This is a genomic window from Corynebacterium sphenisci DSM 44792 (genome assembly GCF_001941505.1).
GTDB classification, from domain to species: domain Bacteria; phylum Actinomycetota; class Actinomycetes; order Mycobacteriales; family Mycobacteriaceae; genus Corynebacterium; species Corynebacterium sphenisci.
The window spans coordinates 1,493,933-1,510,335 of record NZ_CP009248.1 but is presented as its reverse complement, the minus strand read 5'-3'; the positions used below and the strand labels follow the sequence as shown (position 1 = coordinate 1,510,335).

The 16,403-nt window shown below is 70.4% G+C and carries 10 protein-coding genes and 3 rRNA genes; all 13 read left to right on the top strand.

Annotation, left to right across the window (positions count from 1 at the left end):
• Nucleotides 1-177 precede the first annotated feature (177 nt).
• The 13 genes from CSPHI_RS06930 to CSPHI_RS06870 all read left to right on the top strand — a co-directional run bounded on the left by CSPHI_RS06930 (nucleotide 178) and on the right by CSPHI_RS06870 (nucleotide 16,403).
• Nucleotides 178-1,697: ribosomal RNA gene (locus CSPHI_RS06930) — 16S ribosomal RNA — on the top strand.
• 374 nt (nucleotides 1,698-2,071) lie between these two features.
• Nucleotides 2,072-5,174: ribosomal RNA gene (locus CSPHI_RS06925) — 23S ribosomal RNA — on the top strand.
• Between the two features lie 152 nt (nucleotides 5,175-5,326).
• Nucleotides 5,327-5,443, top strand: a 5S ribosomal RNA gene (gene rrf / locus CSPHI_RS06920).
• The 16S, 23S and 5S rRNA genes sit together here, the layout of an rRNA operon.
• A gap of 150 nt (nucleotides 5,444-5,593) precedes the next feature.
• The gene (locus CSPHI_RS06915) at nucleotides 5,594-6,451 is read left to right on the top strand and encodes a ribonuclease H family protein (protein WP_157118502.1); all 858 of its coding nucleotides are present in this window, start codon (nucleotides 5,594-5,596) and stop codon (nucleotides 6,449-6,451) included.
• Between the two features lie 100 nt (nucleotides 6,452-6,551).
• A complete protein-coding gene (locus CSPHI_RS06910; RefSeq protein ID WP_075692099.1) occupies nucleotides 6,552-7,427 on the top strand; it encodes a tetratricopeptide repeat protein in 876 nt (291 codons plus the stop codon).
• Between the two features lie 2 nt (nucleotides 7,428-7,429).
• A complete protein-coding gene (locus CSPHI_RS06905) occupies nucleotides 7,430-8,464 on the top strand; it encodes an HAD-IIA family hydrolase (RefSeq protein ID WP_075692098.1) in 1,035 nt (344 codons plus the stop codon).
• Nucleotides 8,461-8,712 carry a hypothetical protein gene (locus CSPHI_RS06900; protein ID WP_075692097.1) on the top strand — a complete coding sequence of 84 codons (252 nt, stop codon included), beginning with the start codon at nucleotides 8,461-8,463 and terminating at the stop codon, nucleotides 8,710-8,712. The genes CSPHI_RS06905 and CSPHI_RS06900 overlap by 4 nt, the downstream gene beginning before the upstream one ends.
• The gene (locus tag CSPHI_RS06895; protein WP_075692096.1) at nucleotides 8,705-9,541 is read left to right on the top strand and encodes a TlyA family RNA methyltransferase; all 837 of its coding nucleotides are present in this window, start codon (nucleotides 8,705-8,707) and stop codon (nucleotides 9,539-9,541) included. The genes CSPHI_RS06900 and CSPHI_RS06895 overlap by 8 nt, the downstream gene beginning before the upstream one ends.
• 74 nt (nucleotides 9,542-9,615) lie before the next feature.
• A complete protein-coding gene (locus tag CSPHI_RS06890) occupies nucleotides 9,616-10,521 on the top strand; it encodes an NAD kinase (RefSeq protein ID WP_075692095.1) in 906 nt (301 codons plus the stop codon).
• 7 nt (nucleotides 10,522-10,528) lie between these two features.
• Nucleotides 10,529-12,250 carry a DNA repair protein RecN gene (gene recN / locus CSPHI_RS06885; protein ID WP_075692094.1) on the top strand — a complete coding sequence of 574 codons (1,722 nt, stop codon included), beginning with the start codon at nucleotides 10,529-10,531 and terminating at the stop codon, nucleotides 12,248-12,250.
• Between the two features lie 45 nt (nucleotides 12,251-12,295).
• Nucleotides 12,296-13,492, top strand: a complete 1,197-nt coding sequence (gene steA / locus CSPHI_RS06880; RefSeq protein ID WP_169840422.1) for a putative cytokinetic ring protein SteA — start codon at nucleotides 12,296-12,298, stop codon at nucleotides 13,490-13,492.
• A gap of 39 nt (nucleotides 13,493-13,531) precedes the next feature.
• Nucleotides 13,532-14,500 carry a copper transporter gene (locus CSPHI_RS06875; protein ID WP_075692092.1) on the top strand — a complete coding sequence of 323 codons (969 nt, stop codon included), beginning with the start codon at nucleotides 13,532-13,534 and terminating at the stop codon, nucleotides 14,498-14,500.
• A gap of 250 nt (nucleotides 14,501-14,750) precedes the next feature.
• Nucleotides 14,751-16,403: a CTP synthase gene (locus tag CSPHI_RS06870; protein WP_245803282.1), complete on the top strand. Its 1,653-nt coding sequence runs from the start codon at nucleotides 14,751-14,753 to the stop codon at nucleotides 16,401-16,403.

Sequence of the window (16,403 nt, the reverse complement as noted above, 5' to 3'; positions counted from 1 at the left end):
GGGAGTCTTTTTCAGGGGCTCTTGAAACAATCACTGATGAGCGTGTGCCCGGTTTGTTCCCCGTCAAGGGCTTCGGGTGCGCGCGTTTTTTGGACAATACGCCAGACTGGGGTCTGTTTGGGTCCTGGTTTGTTGTTTGTTCTTTTTGCCAGTTTTCGGGCTTTTCACTTAAAAGCTTTTGTGGAGAGTTTGATCCTGGCTCAGGACGAACGCTGGCGGCGTGCTTAACACATGCAAGTCGAACGGTAAGGCCCCCGCTTGCGGGGGTACACGAGTGGCGAACGGGTGAGTAACACGTGGGTGACCTACCCTGCACTTCGGGATAAGCCTGGGAAACTGGGTCTAATACCGGATAGGACCAGCACGTAGGGTGCTGGTGGAAAGTTTTTCGGTGCAGGATGGGCCCGCGGCCTATCAGCTTGTTGGTGGGGTAATGGCCTACCAAGGCGTCGACGGGTAGCCGGCCTGAGAGGGTGGACGGCCACATTGGGACTGAGACACGGCCCAGACTCCTACGGGAGGCAGCAGTGGGGAATATTGCACAATGGGCGGAAGCCTGATGCAGCGACGCCGCGTGGGGGATGACGGCCTTCGGGTTGTAAACTCCTTTCACCATCGACGAAGGTTTTCTGACGGTAGATGGAGAAGAAGCACCGGCTAACTACGTGCCAGCAGCCGCGGTAATACGTAGGGTGCGAGCGTTGTCCGGAATTACTGGGCGTAAAGAGCTCGTAGGTGGTTTGTCGCGTCGTCTGTGAAATTCCGGGGCTTAACTCCGGGCGTGCAGGCGATACGGGCATAACTTGAGTACTGTAGGGGAGACTGGAATTCCTGGTGTAGCGGTGAAATGCGCAGATATCAGGAGGAACACCGATGGCGAAGGCAGGTCTCTGGGCAGTAACTGACGCTGAGGAGCGAAAGCATGGGTAGCGAACAGGATTAGATACCCTGGTAGTCCATGCCGTAAACGGTGGGCGCTAGGTGTGGGTCCCTTCCACGGGGTCCGTGCCGTAGCTAACGCATTAAGCGCCCCGCCTGGGGAGTACGGCCGCAAGGCTAAAACTCAAAGGAATTGACGGGGGCCCGCACAAGCGGCGGAGCATGTGGATTAATTCGATGCAACGCGAAGAACCTTACCTGGGCTTGACATATACGGGATCGCCGTGGAGACACGGTTTCCCTTGTGGCTCGTATACAGGTGGTGCATGGTTGTCGTCAGCTCGTGTCGTGAGATGTTGGGTTAAGTCCCGCAACGAGCGCAACCCTTGTCTCATGTTGCCAGCACGTTATGGTGGGGACTCGTGAGAGACTGCCGGGGTCAACTCGGAGGAAGGTGGGGATGACGTCAAATCATCATGCCCCTTATGTCCAGGGCTTCACACATGCTACAATGGTCGGTACAGTGGGTTGCGATGCCGTGAGGTTCAGCTAATCCCTTGAAAGCCGGTCTCAGTTCGGATCGGGGTCTGCAACTCGACCCCGTGAAGTCGGAGTCGCTAGTAATCGCAGATCAGCAACGCTGCGGTGAATACGTTCCCGGGCCTTGTACACACCGCCCGTCACGTCATGAAAGTCGGTAACACCCGAAGCCAGTGGCCCAACCCTTGTGGGGGGAGCTGTCGAAGGTGGGATCGGCGATTGGGACGAAGTCGTAACAAGGTAGCCGTACCGGAAGGTGCGGCTGGATCACCTCCTTTCTAAGGAGTATTTTTTGTAGTCGCGTCATTGGTGTGGTCCTGTGGGCCGGCTGGTGGTGCGCGTTTTTGTTTTCGGGTGGACGCCGTCCGCCGGGGAGATCGTGGTGCGCCGTGCTTGCCCGGGCCGTGTGGTCCGGGTCGCCCTGTAGTGGTGGGTGGCCCTGTTGTCGGGGTCGCCGGTGGGGTGCGCAGGTGGTGCGTCGGCATGCTGTCGGGTGTCTGGGACGACACGTCCCTTGTTGTGTTGCGCCCGTCGGGTGGCGGCGGAGGCTTGTGGTCTCCGGTTGCCGGCGTCGGGTGGTGTTGTGTGAGAACTGGATAGTGGACGCGAGCATCTTTATTTTTTGTTGTGTGTGTTCCTTGATTTTTTGTGTTGTGTGTGTGTTCAAGGGCGCACGGTGGATGCCTTGGCATGGAAGGCCGATGAAGGACGTGAGAGGCTGCGTTAAGCCTCGGGGAGCTGCCAACTGAGCGTTGATCCGAGGGTGTCCGAATGGGGAAACCTGGCCGTCGTTATGGGCGGTCGCCCGCATCTGAATTCATAGGGTGCGTGGTGGTGACGCGGGGAAGTGAAACATCTCAGTACCCGCAGGAAGAGAAAACAATTGTGATTCCGTTAGTAGTGGCGAACGAACGCGGATGATGGCTAAACCGCGCGCGTGTGATACCGGTCAGGGGTTGCGCGTGTGGTGTTGTGGGGCCGCCCGTGGTGGGAGCTGACTGTCCTGCCCGGGGTGTGGATGTGTTAGCGGAAAGTGCGTGGAATCGCCTGCCGTAGACGGTGAGAGCCCGGTACGTGAAAGCATGTTCATATCCTGTGTGGCGTGATCCCCGAGTAGCAGCGGGCTCGTGGAATCCGCTGTGAATCCGCCGGGACCACCCGGTAAGCCTGAATACCTTCCGTGACCGATAGCGGATAGTACCGTGAGGGAATGGTGAAAAGTACCCCGGGAGGGGAGTGAAATAGTACCTGAAACCGTGTGCCTACAATCCGTCAGAGCCTCCGTGTGGGGTGATGGCGTGCCTTTTGAAGAATGAGCCTGCGAGTCAGCGGCATGTCGCGAGGTTAACCCTTTTGGTGGGGTAGCCGTAGCGAAAGCGAATCCTAACGAGGGTGTTGTGTAGTGGCATGTCCTGGACCCGAAGCGGGGTGATCTACCCATGGCCAGTGTGAAGCGATGGTAAGACGTCGTGGAGGCGCGAACCCACTTAGGTTGAAAACTGAGGGGATGAGCTGTGGGTAGGGGTGAAAGGCCAATCAAACTCCGTGATAGCTGGTTCTCCCCGAAATGCATTTAGGTGCAGCGTCGTGCGTTTCCTCCTGGAGGTAGAGCTACTGGTTGGTTTAGCGGGACTATCATCTTAGCGACATCAGCCAAACTCCGAATGCCGGTGAGGTCAGAGCACGGCAGTGAGACTGCGGGGGATAAGCTTCGTAGTCGAGAGGGAAACAGCCCAGATCGCCGGCTAAGGCCCCTAAGGGTATGCTAAGTGGAAAAGGATGTGGGATCGCGAAGACAACCAGGAGGTTGGCTTAGAAGCAGCCACCCTTGAAAGAGTGCGTAATAGCTCACTGGTCGAGTGGTCCCGCGCCGACAATGTAGTGGGGCTCAAGCATACCGCCGAAGCCGCGGCAGTGCGCCCTTGTGGCGTGCTGGGTAGGGGAGCGTCGTGTACGTGCTGTGAAGCCGCAGGGGTGACCCGTGGTGGAGCGTGCACGAGTGAGAATGCAGGCATGAGTAGCGAATGAGGAGTGGAAACCTCCTCCGCCGAATGACCAAGGGTTCCTGGGTCAAGCTAATCTTCCCAGGGTGAGTCGGGACCTAAGGCGAGGCCGACAGGCGTAGTCGATGGACAACGGGTTGATATTCCCGTACCCGTGATATCGCGCCCCTGGTGAATCAGTGATACTAACCCTCCTGAAGCGCATCCGCCGCCGGCCCTTCGGGGCCGGCATCCGCGGGTGTGTGGATGCAGGGGACCTGAGCTGGTAGTAGCCAAGCGATGGGGTGACGCAGGACGGTAGCCGTGCCACCGGATGGAAGTGGTGGTGCAAGCGTGTAGCCCGCGGGCCAGGTAAATCCGGCCCGCGCTTGAAGGGTGAGACGTGACGCGTACCCGTAGTGGGGACGTCGGTGATCCGATGCTGCCGAGAAAAGCCTCTAGCGATGTGATGTCATGGCCCGTACCCCAAACCGACACAGGTGGTCAGGTAGAGAATACCGAGGCGATCGGGATAACTGTGGTTAAGGAACTCGGCAAAATGCCCCCGTAACTTCGGGAGAAGGGGGGCCGCGGCCGGTGACCCGCCTAGCGTGGCAAGCCGGCTTCGGCCGCAGAGAATAGAGGGAAGCGACTGTTTACTAAAAACACAGGTCCGTGCGAAGACGGGTAAGTCGAGGTATACGGACTGACGCCTGCCCGGTGCTGGAAGGTTAAGAGGACCTGTTAGATCACGTAAGTGGTCGAAGCGGAGAATTTAAGCCCCAGTAAACGGCGGTGGTAACTATAACCATCCTAAGGTAGCGAAATTCCTTGTCGGGTAAGTTCCGACCTGCACGAATGGCGTAACGACTTCCCTGCTGTCTCAACCACAGGCCCGGCGAAATTGCAGTACGAGTAAAGATGCTCGTTACGCGCGGCAGGACGAAAAGACCCCGGGACCTTCACTATAGCTTGGCATTGGTGTTCGGTTCGGTTTGTGTAGGATAGGTGGGAGACTGTGAGGCGGCCACGCCAGTGGTCGTGGAGTCGTTGTTGAAATACCACTCTGATCGGATTGGATGTCTAACCTTGGCCCGTTATCCGGGTCGGGGACAGTGCCTGGTGGGTAGTTTAACTGGGGCGGTTGCCTCCTAAAGAGTAACGGAGGCGCCCAAAGGTTCCCTCAGCCTGGTTGGCAATCAGGTGTTGAGTGTAAGTGCACAAGGGAGCTTGACTGTGAGACTGACAGGTCGAGCAGGTACGAAAGTAGGGACTAGTGATCCGGCACTGGCTTGTGGAAGCGGTGTCGCTCAACGGATAAAAGGTACCCCGGGGATAACAGGCTGATCTTCCCCAAGAGTCCATATCGACGGGATGGTTTGGCACCTCGATGTCGGCTCGTCGCATCCTGGGGCTGGAGTAGGTCCCAAGGGTTGGGCTGTTCGCCCATTAAAGCGGCACGCGAGCTGGGTTTAGAACGTCGTGAGACAGTTCGGTCTCTATCCGCCGCGCGCGTGGAAACTTGAGGAAGGCTGTCCCTAGTACGAGAGGACCGGGACGGACGTACCTCTGGTGTGCCAGTTGTCCCGCCAGGGGCATGGCTGGTTGGCTACGTACGGAAGGGATAACCGCTGAAAGCATCTAAGCGGGAAGCCTGTTCCAAGATCAGGTTTCTTTTGAGGTCCCCAGCAGACTACTGGGTTGATAGGCCGGATCTGGAAGCACCGCAAGGTGTGGAGGTGACCGGTACTAATAGACCGACCACACCACAACCCCCCACCCCCAGCGGTGGGAGCAACGGGTCGAGGTGTGCGCACGACAACACGAAGAATAGAGCTTTTGCTCGCGTCCACCATCCAGTATCTGGGACAACACCGCCCACCATAGGCATGTAGTGCTTTTTTGGTGGGTTTCCCGTAACACGTGTCGGTGGCGAAAGCGGCGGGGCCACGCCCGGTCCCATTCCGAACCCGGAAGCTAAGCCCGCCAGCGCCGATGGTACTGCACCCGGGAGGGTGTGGGAGAGTAGGACACCGCCGGCCACAAACCAATCACGACCCGACGCCCCCGAGGCGCCCGGCCCCCACAAGGGGCCCGGCACCCCGGGGGCGTTCGGCGTACCCGGGGCGGGCCCGCAACGGCCCCTCGCCCGGCGCCCGGGGCGCCCACGACCCTATGAGATACTGCCCGCCATGACCATCATCGCCGCCGCAGACGGTTCCGCCCTCGGCAACCCCGGCCCCGCAGGCTGGTGCTGGTACATCGACGAGGACTCCTGGGCGGCCGGCGGCTGGCCCAGCGGCACCAACAACCGCGGTGAGCTCACCGCCGTCGCCGAGCTCCTCGACGCCACCGCGCACCGCACCGACGAACCCCTCGAGATCCTCTGCGACTCCCAGTACGTCATCAACTCGGTCACCAAGTGGATGGCCGGGTGGAAGCGCAAGGGCTGGAAGAAACGGGACGGCAAACCCGTGCTCAACGTGGACCTCATGCAGCGGCTCGACGCCGCCATGGTGGGCCGGAAGGTCACCTTCACCTGGGTCAAGGGCCACTCCGGGCATGAGCTCAACGAGGCCGCCGACCAGCGCGCCCGGGCGGCGGCCACCGCCCACCAGAAGGGCCTGCCCGTCGAACCCGGCCCCGGTTTCGCCGGCGACCCCCGGGACACCCGCCGCGGCCAGGCGAGCCCGGGGCTGGCCCCGGACACCCGGGAGCCGGACCTCTTCGACGACGCCGCCGGGGAGCCGGCCGCCGCCGACCGGGACCGCGGCGAGGAGGCCCGCCGGGCGCACCGCACCCTGGCCCGGGCCATCGGCCGGCTGATCGCCGGGGACGGCCGCCGGGCCCGGTTCCTCACCCGCGGCGCGGTGCTGGTGCCCGCCATCGACGCGGTGGACCCCGCCTTCGTCGACGCGGAGGTGGAGATCGGCGTCGTCGCCGGCGATGTCGCGGTCACCGTCGCCCGGGCCGCGGACCTGGTCGCCACCTGCACCTGGGAGGTCGCCGGGGAGCCCCGGCTGGTCGCCCTGCACGCGGGGCGCCCCTGAGGGCGGCGCGCACCCCGCCTGGTAGCGTGACCATGATCGACGCGGCGCCCACAGGTGGGCGCCGCCCAGCGTCCACGCAGGTGGAAGGAGTGCGCAGGCAATGGCGGACAATGAACGGCCCCGCCGGAGGGCGGATCGGGACGACCGCGGACGGGCCGGCCGGCCGGGCCGGGATCGCGGCGAGCGCGGGGACCGGGGCGACCGGCGCCGCGCCAACCGGGGCGGGCGCGGCCAGGCCGAGGCCCGGGGCCCGCGGACCGGCCCGCAGCGCCCCGGCTTCCGCGAGGAGCGAATGGGCCTGCGCGCCAATGAGCCGGCGCTGCCCGATGACGTCCGCGCCGACGAACTCGACCCCTCGGTGCGCCAGGATCTGCGCAGCCTCGCCAAGGACAACGCCGACGCGGTGGCGCGGCACATGGTGATGGCCGCGAGCCTGCTCGCCGAGGACCCCGGGAAGGCGCTGCGGCACGCCCGCGCCGCCAAGGACCGGGCCGGCCGGGTCGGGGTGGTCCGGGAGACCCTCGGGGTGGCCGCCTACCACGCCGGGGAATGGCGGGAGGCGCTCGCCGAACTGCGCGCCGCCCGCCGGATCAGCGGCGGGCCGGGGATGCTCGCGGTGATGGCGGACTGCGAACGCGGCCTGGGCCGGCCGGAGAAGGCCATCGAACTGGGCCGCTCCGCGGAGGCCGAGCAGCTCGACGAGGACGACCGCACCGAGCTGGCGATCGTGCTCGCCGGGGCGCGCCGCGACCTCGGCGACGTCGCCGGGGCGCTGCTCGAGCTGGAGACCCGGAACCCGGACCCCCGCGCCGAGGATCTCGCCTCGGCCCGGCTGTTCTACGCCTACGGCGACGCCCTGGCCGCCGCCGGCCGACTGGAGGAGGCCCGCACCTGGCTGCGGCGGGTCGCGAAACTGGACCCCGATGACGCGCTGCAGGCCCGGGCCCGGCTCGACGAGCTCGGGAAGGGGCGGTAGCGGTGGCCGGGGGCACCCTCGTCGCGGCCCATGACGCCGCCCTGCTCGACCTCGACGGCACCGTCTACGAGGGCGGCCGGGCGATTCCCGGCGCCCGCGAGGCGCTCGCCGAGGCAGAGCTGCCGATGCTGTTCATCACCAACAACGCCTCCCGGGCGCCCGGGGCGGTCGCCGCGCAGCTGCGTGACCTCGGCTACGCCGCCGAGGCCGCCGACGTGATGACCTCCGCGCAGGCGGCCATCGAGATGGCCCGGGAGCTGATCGACCCCGGTGCGGCGGTGCTGGTGCTCGGCGCCGAGTCCTTCCGGGAGCTCGCCGCCGAGGCCGGCTACCGGGTGGTCTCCTCCGCCGACGACTCCCCGGCCGCGGTGCTGCACGGGCACAGCCCGGACACCGGCTGGGCGGAGCTCTCCGAGGCGGCGCTGGCGATCCGCGCCGGCGCGGCCTACCTCGCCTCCAACCTGGACACCACGCTGCCGGTGGAGCGCGGCCTGCTGGTCGGCAACGGCTCCATGGTCGCCGCGGTGACCTCGGCGACCGGGGTGGCCCCGCGCAGCGCCGGCAAACCCGAGCCGGCCATGTTCCACCGCGGCGCCGCCCGGCTCGGCGCCACCCGCCCGCTGGCCATCGGGGACCGGCTGAACACGGACATCGCCGGCGGCAACAACGCCGGCCACGCCACCCTGATGGTGGTCACCGGGGTCTCCGGGCACCGGGAGACCCTGCTGGCCGCCCCCGGGGAGCGGCCCCGCTACATCGGGGCCACCATGGCGGCGCTCAACGAGCCGGCCGAGCACGCCGCCCCCGGCCCCCAGGCCGGGTTCACCGTCACCCGGGACGAATCCGACCCGGCGACGCTGGTGCTCGCCGGCGGCGACCCGGCGGACCCGCGGCTGGCGGACCCGGCCCGCGCGGCGGTGGCCGCGCTGCTCACCGCCGCCGGGCTCGCCTGGGCGCCGGGCGCGGCCCCGGTGACCGGGATCCGCGCCGCCGAACCCGGGGGCCCGGCCGCGGCGGCCCTGGCGGCGTGGCGATGAGCGCGCCCCGGAGCGCCCCCAGCCCCGCGGATCTGGCCGGCCGCGGGCCCGCGGGCGCGGACCCCGCGGCGGACGGGACCGCCGAGGCCGCCCGCCTGGAGAAGCTCGGCGAGGCCCTCGCCGAGCTCACCGCCCGCTCCGCCGACGCCGGGGACCCGGTGGCCCGGGCGGAGCTGCTGGAGGCCGAGCACCGCCTGCTGCAGGAGGCCCTCGGCGACCAGGCGGGTCGGGAGCGCCGCGATGGCTAAGCCCCGCGGCACCCGCCGGCGGTTGGACGCGGAGCTGGTCCGCCGCAAAATCGCCCGCTCCCGGGAGCACGCCGCCGGGCTGATCCGCGCCGGCCGGGTGGAGGTCGGCGGGATCCGGGCGACGAAACCGGCCACCGGAGTCGGCCCGGAGGCCTCGATCCGGGTCAGCGACGCCGGGGCGGAGGAGGACTGGGCCTCCCGCGGCGCGCATAAGCTGCTCGGGGCCCTGGCCGCCTTCGAACCGGCCGGGCTCAGCCTCAGGGACCGGCGGGTGCTCGACTGCGGGGCGTCCACCGGCGGCTTCACCGACGTGTGCCTGCGCCGCGGCGCCGCGGAGGTGATCGCCGCCGACGTCGGCTACGGCCAGCTCATCTGGCGGCTGCGCGATGACCCCCGGGTGCGGGTGCTCGACCGCACCAACGTGCGCACCCTCACCCCGGAGGCCATCGGCGGACCCGCGGACGCGATGGTGGGGGACCTGTCCTTCATCTCGCTGCGCCTGGTGCTGCCCGCGATCGCCGGCTGCCTGGTCGACGGCGCCGACCTGCTGCCCATGGTCAAGCCCCAGTTCGAGGTGGGCCGGGAGCGGCTCGGCCGCGGCGGGGTGGTGCGCTCGGCGCAACTGCGCGCCGAGGCCGCGATCGGGGTGGCCGGGCACGCCCGCGAACTGGGCCTGTCCTTCCGGGATGCGGTGGCCTCCCCCCTGCCCGGGCCCTCCGGGAACGTGGAGTACTTCCTGTGGCTGGTCAAGGACGGCGGCGCCGCCGATCCGGGTCCCGATGCGGTGGCCGCGCGGATCCGGGACGCGGTGGCCGCCGGGCCCGAGTAGGGTCGGACGGCGGGGGAGTCGCGGCTCCCGCCCGCCCATGGACCCTGACCACCACCCGATCTCAAGGAGCGGCGATGACGAGGCGCGTGCTGCTCGTGCCCCACACCGGCAGGAGCTCGAACCTGGAGGCGGCCGCGGAGGCCGCCCGCCTGCTGGAGGATGCCGGCATCGACGTGCGGATGCTCTCCGGGGACTCCCCGGAGGCGCTCATCCGGCACCCCGTGCTCGGCGGCTACCCCCGCTACGGGCACTCCCCGGAGGCCGCCGCGGACTGCGAGCTGGTGCTCGTGCTCGGCGGCGACGGCACCTTCCTGCGCGCCGCGGATCTCGCGTACTCCAATGATCTGCCGGTGCTGGGCATCAACATGGGCCATGTCGGCTTCCTCGCGGAATGGGAGCAGGAGTCGATGACCGAGGCGATCCGGCACGTCATCGACCGCACCTGGCGGGTGGAGGACCGGATGACCATCGCGGTGACGGTGCGCGACGGCAACGGCTACGTCACCGGCAGCGGCTGGGCGCTCAACGAGCTGGCCCTGGAGAACATGAACCGCCGCGGGGTGCTCGACGTGGTGCTGGAGGTGGACCGGCGCCCGGTGTCCTCCTACGGCTGCGACGGGGTGCTGGTGTCCACCCCCACCGGCTCCACCGCCTACGCCTTCTCCGCGGGCGGGCCGGTGCTGTGGCCGGAGCTGGACGCGATGCTGGTGGTGCCGAACAACGCGCACGCCCTCTTCGACCGGCCGCTGGTGGTCTCCCCGGCGTCCACGGTGGCGGTGGAGACCTCCGCCACGGGCGGGCCGGCGCAGGCGATGCTGGACGGGTTCCGCTCCCTGATGTGCCCGCCGGGCTCCCGGATCGAGATCACCCGGGCGGAGCAGCCGGTGCGCTGGGTGCGCCTGGACGCCGCCCCCTTCGCCGACCGGCTGGTGCACAAGTTCCGGCTGCCGGTGACCGGCTGGCGCGGTCCCCGGGGGTGAGCCGCCGGTGCTGACCGACCTGGCGATCCGGGATCTGGGGGCGATCGGCTCCTCCGCGGTGGAATTCAGCCCCGGCCTGACCGTGCTCACCGGGGAAACCGGCGCGGGCAAGACCATGCTGGTCACCGGGCTGCGGCTGCTCGCCGGGGGGCGGGCCGACGCCGGCCGGGTCCGCGAGGGCGCGGCGAAGGCCGTGGTGGAGGGCCATATCGCGCTGGCCGGCCTGGACGCGCCGGTGGCGGAGTCGGTGCGCGCGGCGGTGGCCGACTGCGGTGGGGAGCTCGACGAGAACGGGGAGGCGCTGCTGGTGCGCCAGGTCTCCGCCAAGGGCCGCTCCCGGGCCTGGGTGGGCGGCCGGGCCGCCCCGGCGGCGGCGCTGGCCGGGATCGCCGGGGAGGTGATCGCCATCCACGGGCAGAACGATCAGCTGCGGCTGCTCGGCGCCGGGGAGCAGCGCGCCGCCCTCGACCGGATGGGCGCCGCGGCGCACCGCCGGCTCGTCGCCGCCGTCGCCGAGCGCCACGGGCGCTGGCGGGCGCTGGCGAAGGATCTCGCCGAGCGCACCGAGCGCCGCCGGGAGCTGGCGATGCGCGCCGACCAGCTGCGCTTCGCGATCGGGGAGATCGACGCGGTCGACCCGGAGCCGGGGGAGGACGCCGAACTGGCCCGCACCATCCGGCGGCTGCAGGACGTCGACGGCCTCCGCGAGGCGGCCCTGGGCGCGCTGGGCGCCATCGACGGCGACCCGGCGGCCGATGCGGCGGGGGCGGCGGATCTGCTGGGCCGGGCCGGCTCGCTGCTCGGCGCGGTGGAGGACCCCGAGCTCGCGGAGCTGGCGGAGCGGTTGGGCACCCTGACCTCGGTGCTCGCCGACGTCTCCGCGGACCTGGGCCGTTTCGCCGAGGCGCTGCCCGCGGAGGCGGGGGATCTCGACGGGCTGCTCTCCCGGCAGGCGGAGCTGCGCACCCTGACCCGGAAATACGCCCCGGACCTGGCCGGGGTGCTGGCCTGGCGGGACAAGGCGGCGCGCACCCTGGACGGCCTGGACGTCTCCGAGGACGCCCTGGAGCGCCTCGCCGGCGAGGTCGCCGCCGCGGAGGCGGACTACGACGCGGCCGCGGCGAAGCTCACCGCGTCCCGGCGGCGGCTGGCCGGGCGGCTGGCGGAGGCGGTCACCGCGGAGCTGGCCGGCCTGGCGATGCCGGAGGCCCGGTTCGCCGTGGACCTCGCCGACTCCGGCGGCCGTGCCGAGCATGGCCGCGATGAGGTGGTCTTCGGCCTGGCCGGGCACGCCGGGGGCGGGGCCCGGCCGCTGGCCACCTCCGCCTCCGGCGGGGAGCTGTCCCGGGTGATGCTCGCCCTGGAGGTGGTCCTCGCCGCCGGGGACACCGGGCGCACCCTCATCTTCGACGAGGTCGACGCCGGGGTGGGCGGCCGCGCCGCGGTGGAGATCGGCCGCCGGCTGGCCCGGCTGGCCGCCGGCAACCAGGTGATCGTGGTCACCCACCTGCCGCAGGTCGCCGCGTACGCGGACACCCACCTGCACGTGGCCAAGGGCTCCGGGGAGGGGGCGGCGAGCTCCGCGGTGGCGGAGCTGGACCGGGGGGCCCGGATCGCCGAGCTGGCCCGGATGCTCGCCGGCCTCGACGACACCGCCTCCGGCCGGGCGCATGCCGCGGACCTGCTGGAGCGCGCCGAGGCCGACCGTCGGGCGGATGCGGCCGGCTGATCGGCGCGGCGCGCCTCCGCGCCCCGGGCGGCCGGGGCGGGCACACTGGCCGGTATGAGTCTCTTCACCCGGAACTCCGCCGACCTGCCCGGCGTGCACGGCGACGTCCGCGACGGGTCCCGGCTGGACCGCGCGCTGCGCAGAGCCCGCGAGGGCGACATCCTCGCCATCGACGCCCCCGACCTCAGCCACGATCTGGCGAAGCGGATCGTCGAGGCCAAACCGGCGGCGGTGATCAACGCCTCCCGGTTCACCACCGGGGCGGTGCCGAACTTCGGCCCCCAGCTGCTGGTGGACTCCGGCGTGGAGCTGGTCGAGGACGCCGGGCCGGAGCTGTTCGACAAGCTGCGCGACGGCCGCCGGGCCCGCCTCGACGAGGGCAAGCTGTACTACGGCGACCGCCGGGTGGCCGCCGGCACCCCGGTGACCATGGCCGAGCTGACCGCCTCCTTCGAGGAGGCGCGCACCGGCCTGGTGGACCGGATGGAGGCGCTGTCCGGCAACCTGGTGGAGTTCGCCGCCGCGGAATCGCCGCTCTACGTCGACGGCCTGGGCATCCCGGACCTGGACATCGGGCTGCGCGGCCGCAAGGCGGTGCTGGTCGGCCCCGGGGAGGGCCACCGGCGCACCCTGGAGCGGCTCAAGCACTTCATCCGGGAGTACGAGCCGGTGCTCATCGGCGTCGACGCCGGGGCGGACACCCTGGTGGACCTGGACCACACCCCGGATCTGATCATCGGCGACCCGCAGGGCATCGCCGCGGAGACGCTGCGCTGCGGCGCCCGGGTGGTGCTGCCCGCGGACCCGGACGGGCACGCCACCGGCCTGGAGCGGATCCAGGACCTCAACATCGGCTGCGTCACCTTCCCGGCGCTGTCGGATTCCGCCATGGACCTGGCCCTGGTCTTCGCCGCGCACCACGGCGCGGAGATGATCGTCGCCGTCGGCGCGCCCCTGGACGTGGAGACCGTCTTCGCCGCCGCGGACGCCCCGGGCACCCCCTCGGCGCTGCTGTCCCGGCTCAAGGCCGGGCCCCGGCTGGTCGACGGGGAGGTCGTCGCCGACCTGTACCGGGTGGACGGCACCGGCTTCGGGGTGGCCTGGGCGGTGCTGGCGGTGCTCATCGCGGTGGCGGTGATCCTGGCGATCGCCGGCACCAACGGCGACGGCTCGGTGACCGAGAACCTCATCGACACCTGGAACTCCATCGCGCTGTGGTTCCAGGGGCTGTTCCGGCGCTGATCCCGCGCCGGTGTCACGACGATTACTGGAGGGAACCTGATGGGCAAGCGAGCGGGCGGCGGCCGGGGCGCCGCGGCGGTGACCGGGGCGGCGCTGGGCGTGGCCGCCGGGGCGGCGCTGGGCGCCTACGTGCTGGCCCCGGACGGGGGCATCACCATCGGCGGGGCCACCGCCGAGGAGCGGGCGGAGGCCCGGCTGGCCGCGGAGCACGCCGAGGGCCGCGCCGCGGTCGCCGACGAGGTGCTCACCACGGTGCAGGACGACATCATCGGCGGCCGGCTGCGCGATGCGCCCACGGTGCTGCTGGTCGCCCCGGACGCCGATCCCGCGGACGTCGCCGCGGTGGCGGAGGCGCTGCGCACCGCCGGCGCCCCGGACGGGGGCCGGCTGGAGCTGACCGCCGCGGCGCTGTCCGCGGATCGCGCCGATGCGCTCGGCGACGTGATCGCCGGGGCGCTGCCGGCGGGGGCGAGCCTGGACGAGGCGCGCACCACCCCGGGCCGGCATACCGGGCAGGCCCTGGCCTCGGCGCTGCTGCTCGACGACCGGGGCGGGGAGCGGGCCACCGCGGAGGATCGGGAGCTGCTGCTGGGCTCGCTGCGCGAGGCCGGGTTCGTGGACTACGAGGACGGCACCCTGCGGCCCTCCGCGGCGATCGTGGTGGTCGCCGGCCGGGGCACCGCCGACGGGGAGCCGGGCGCGGCCGGGGAGTTCGGCGCGGGCGTGCTCGCCGAGACCGCGGCGGCGCTGCGCGCCGAGGGCGGGGCGGTGGTGCTCGCCGGGCGACCGGCCGCCGCCGACGAGGGCGGGGCGGCGGCCGCCCTGGCCGAGGTGCCCGACGGCGACCGGGTCGACGCGGTCGCCGCGATCGGCGACGCCGCCGGCCGGATCCTGGTGATCAACGATCTGCGCAACCAGCTCGACGCGGCCCCCGCGGCCCGGCCCGCCCCGGCCGGGGAACCGGCGGGGCAGCCCGACGGGGAGCCGGCGGAGGAGCCCGCGAACTAGGGTGCGGGCCGCCCGGGGCGGGGGCGTGTAACCGCCGTGTTACGCCCCGTCACCTCCGGATCACCGGATGTGACCGGGGCGTAAATTCTCCCTCCGCCCCAGGTCAGCGGCATTCGCCGGCCCGGTGCGGCGTTGTGGTCCCGCCTCGGCGCGCAATATGCTGGAGTCCCGTGGTCGTCAACGTAGCGGCCTCCGCCGCCGCGGGGCCCCGCCCCGCCGAGGCGTGAAGCGAACCGACCAGGGAGCCGCCGTGAAGCGCAGCAGAACCGCAGGGCACGTCACCAAGTACATCATCGTCACCGGGGGCGTGGCCTCCTCGCTCGGCAAGGGGCTCACCGCCTCCTCGCTGGGCCGGCTGCTGTCCTCGCGGGGGCTGCGGGTGACCATGCAGAAGCTCGACCCCTACCTCAACGTCGACCCGGGCACGATGAACCCCTTCCAGCACGGGGAGGTCTTCGTCACCGAGGACGGCGCGGAAACCGACCTGGATCTCGGCCACTACGAGCGCTTCCTGGACCGGGACCTCGACGCCGGGGCGAACGTGACCACCGGCATGGTGTACTCCTCGGTCATCGCCCAGGAGCGGCGCGGCGATTTCCTCGGGGAGACCGTCCAGGTCATCCCGCACATCACCGACGAGATCAAGTCCCGGATCACCGGCATGGACGTGCCCGGCGCGGACGGGGCGCGGCCGGATGTGGTGATCACCGAAATCGGCGGCACCGTCGGCGACATCGAGTCCCAGCCCTTCCTGGAGGCGGCCCGGCAGCTGCGCCATGAGGTGGGCCGGGAGAACATCTTCTACATCCACGTCTCCCTGGTGCCCTACCTGGCGCCCTCCGGGGAGCTGAAGACCAAGCCCACCCAGCATTCGGTCACCGAGCTGCGCTCCATCGGCCTGGTCCCGGACGCGGTGGTGCTGCGCTGCGACCGGGAGGTGCCGGAGGCGCTGAAGCGCAAGATCGCCCTGATGTGCGATGTGGAGCTGGAGGGCGTGGTGTCCTGCCCGGATGCGCCGAGCATCTACGACATCCCCAAGGTGCTGCACTCCGAGCACCTCGACGCCTTCGTGATCCGGCGGCTGGACCTGCCCTTCCGGGATGTGGAATGGGCCGGCTGGGGGGAGCTGCTGGAGAAGGTGCACGCCCCGACCCGGACGGTGCGGGTCGCCCTGGTCGGCAAGTACATCGACCTGCCGGACGCCTACCTGTCGGTGACCGAGGCGATCCGCGCCGGCGCCTTCCACCACGGGGCGCGCGCGGAGATCGCCTGGATCGCCTCCGACGGGTGCGAGAGCCCCGCCGGCGCCGCCGAGCGGCTCGCCGGCGTCGACGCGGTGGTGGTGCCCGGCGGCTTCGGGATCCGCGGGATCGAGGGCAAGATCGGGGCGGTGCGGCACTGCCGGGAGCACGGGGTGCCGTTGCTGGGGCTCTGCCTGGGCATGCAGTGCGTGGTCCTCGACGCCGCCCGCGCCGCCGGGGTGGCCGGGGCCTCCTCCACCGAATTCGACCCGGACACCGCCGATCCGGTGATCGCCACCATGGCCGAGCAGCTCGCCGCCGTCGGCGGCGAGGCCGACCTCGGCGGCACCATGCGGCTCGGCGCCTACCCGGCGCACCTGGCCGAGGGCTCCGTCGTCGCCGGCCTGTACGGGGCGACCGAGGTCTCCGAACGGCACCGGCACCGCTACGAGGTCAACAACGCCTACCGGGACCGGCTCGCCGAGGCAGGCCTGGTGATCTCCGGGACCTCCCCGGACGGGGAGCTGGTGGAGTTCGTGGAGTACCCCGCCGAGCGGCATCCCTTCCTGGTGGCCACCCAGGCGCATCCGGAGTACAAGTCCCGGCCCACCCGGGCCCATCCGCTCTTCGCCGGGCTCATCGGGGCGGCCCTGGATCGGTAG